At 60.9% G+C, this 2,097-nt stretch carries 2 protein-coding genes; one reads left to right on the top strand and one right to left on the bottom strand.

The annotated features are described in order from the left end of the window. On the bottom strand, positions 1-780 hold a 780-nt coding region (locus DBR18_RS03905; protein WP_146188731.1), incomplete at its 3' end, for an MFS transporter. A gap of 269 nt (positions 781-1,049) precedes the next feature. Between DBR18_RS03905 and DBR18_RS03900 the strand changes: the two genes are divergently transcribed. Next, positions 1,050-1,922, top strand: coding sequence for a LysR family transcriptional regulator (locus DBR18_RS03900; RefSeq protein ID WP_108589322.1), 873 nt, complete (start codon positions 1,050-1,052; stop codon positions 1,920-1,922). Positions 1,923-2,097: the final 175 nt, after the last annotated feature.

Raw genomic sequence — 2,097 nt, 5'->3', positions numbered from 1 at the left:
CACCGGGCCCCACAACAGAATCGCGTAACGCGCCGGTTTCAACATGAAATACGCCAGGCCCAGTACCAGCACCGTGCGGTTGCGCAGGATTTCCTTCAACGGCTCCCAGACACTGAGCTTGCTGTTGGCTTCGGTTTCTTCAGCGCTCAGTTCCGGCTCCGGCTCTACCGCCGGCAGGCCGACGTCTTCCGGTTTGTTGCGCTGGAAGATGAAGAACAGCACCGCCACCGCCGCAACCACCGCCGCGCTGGAAATGAACGCGGCGTGCCAGGTGCCGACCAGCGTATACGCCCACCAGCCGGCGAACGGTGAGGCCACCAGACCGCCGAACGCATAGCAGGAACTCCACAGACCGAGCACTCGCCCGCGTTGTTCGGCGGGGAAAAAACTACCCAGGTTCTTGCACAGACCCGACCAGCCGGTGGACTGCGCCAGGCCCTGAATCAGCATGCACGTGGCGAAGATCGGCAGCGTGGCGAAACTGCCCATCACCAGCGCGGCGCCAGCGGAAATCAGCAAGCCGCCGAGCACCACGACCCGTGGGCCGAAGCGGTCGGCGAGCATGCCCCAGGTGAATTGGCCGATGGCGTAGGCCGCCAGATAGATCGCATCGAGGTTGGCCATGGCCATCTTGTCGAGCATGAAGGTCGGGTCTTCGGCGATGCCCAGTTTGGCCACCGAAAACGCTTTGCGGGTGAAGTAGAAAGCGGCGTACGCGAGCCAGGTGACAGCGAAGATCTGCATGCGCCAACGCGCAATGGTGCCGATGTGCTTGTTCATTGTGGTTCTGACCTCAGGGTGTGAGTGTGCCGGCAGAATCGTTAAGTAAACGTCTGTGTTTTTTATTGTTGAGCACTGCGCCAGCGCCCCATCCCTATGGCGATAGCGGTCAGATGAGTCCTGTTGTTGCACGCACAGGCTCATCGCCAACCCTGCGGCCCGAGCGGGCAGTCAGTGATGGCGTGAGCGGATCAAAGCAATTACTGTTTAATAAATAAAATCGATTTATCGTATTTCACACATAAGCTCAGCTTGTTACCGGAGGCTGCATGTCGGTGTCCCACGCCCAGCTCAAAGCCTTTCACGCCGTGGCCGTGCATGGAAGCTTCACCAAAGCGGCCGAACGGCTTTTTCTCACGCAACCGGCGATTTCCGACCAGGTGCGCAAACTCGAAGAACGCTTCGGCGTGTTGCTGTTTCATCGCAACAAGCGTTCGGTGCGCCTGACCGATCTGGGGGAGCGCTTGCTGGCGATCACCCAGCGGCTGTTTGTGATCGAAGCGGAAGCCCAGGAATTGCTGCAGGAATCCCAGGCGTTGCAGACCGGCAGCCTGATCCTTGCGGTCGATGCCCCGGTGCACGTGCTGCCGCAGATTGCGCGGTTCTGCGAGCGCTACCCGGGGATCAACGTGAAGATCGAGACCGGCAACACCGATGAATCGCTGTTTCGCCTGTTCAACTATCAGGCCGATCTGGCGCTGCTCGGGCGGGATGTCACTGATGAACGCCTGCTGTGCGTGCCGCTGCGCAACGACCCGATGGTGGCGTTCGTCTCCCGCCATCACCCGTGGGCCGAGCGCGAGTCGATCTGCCTGGCGGACCTGGACGACACACCGTTGGTGTTGCGTGAACACGGTTCGGTGACCCGTCAGACCCTTGAAGAGGAAATGGCCCGGGCCGGGTTTCGTATTCGCCCCGCGATTCAGGTCGAGGGTCGGGAAGCGGCGCGTGAAGCGGTGGTGGTGGGGATTGGTGTGGGGGTAGTGTCAGCGGCGGAGTTTGGCGCGGATTCACGGGTGTGCGCGTTGCCGATCACCGATTGCACCCGACGGTTGACCGAGACGCTGGTGTGCTTGCGCGAGCAGAGTTCGCGGCGGGTGGTGGCGACGTTTCTCGACATGGTTCGCGAGAGCCTCAACTGACAACCCCTGTAGGAGCTGCCGCAGGCTGCGATCTTTTGATTTTGCTTTTAAAAACAAGATCAAAAGATCGCAGCCTGCGGCAGCTCCTACAAGGGGATATGGGCATGGCGCAATACCAGTGGATGAAGGCACCCCGGTGTGTCGTGAGGCGGTGGGGATTCACGGGTGTGCGCGT

The sequence above is a fragment of the Pseudomonas sp. HMWF021 genome (assembly GCF_003061005.1).
Classification (GTDB): domain Bacteria; phylum Pseudomonadota; class Gammaproteobacteria; order Pseudomonadales; family Pseudomonadaceae; genus Aquipseudomonas.
This window is presented reverse-complemented; position numbering and strand designations above follow the sequence as displayed.